Genomic DNA, 298 nt, shown 5'->3' with positions numbered 1-298 from the left:
AGCATTCTTCTGTCCCTCTAAGCCGCTGACCAGCTTCCTGTCCGTATTCACGATCCACATTTGTGAACGATTTACTTTATTATAATAATTAATGATTTCATTACTTCGGCTAAAGTCTTGATTCATTAAAAAGGGGCTTAAAATTCCAGCCATTTTCTCGCCTTGAGCGATCATTTGCTGTTCTTTTACCCCAAAATAATAACTTTTAAAAAACAGGTAGAAAAAAAAGCTGACGACTACGATGCTAAGAAGAGTCACAATCACATAGGTTTTAAAAAGCTTACTAAAGAGGCTCTTC

1 protein-coding gene is annotated in these 298 nt (G+C 36.2%); it reads right to left on the bottom strand.

Annotation, left to right across the window (positions count from 1 at the left end; translation table 11 throughout):
* The coding region (locus RYX56_RS21800) for a hypothetical protein (RefSeq protein ID WP_317124043.1) at positions 1-298 on the bottom strand (298 nt) is incomplete at both ends.

This window comes from Alkalihalophilus lindianensis (assembly GCF_032843265.1).
Lineage (GTDB): Bacteria > Bacillota > Bacilli > Bacillales > Bacillaceae_D > Alkalihalophilus > Alkalihalophilus lindianensis.
Note: the sequence above shows the minus strand (reverse complement) of the source record. Positions and strands in the feature narration are given on the sequence as shown.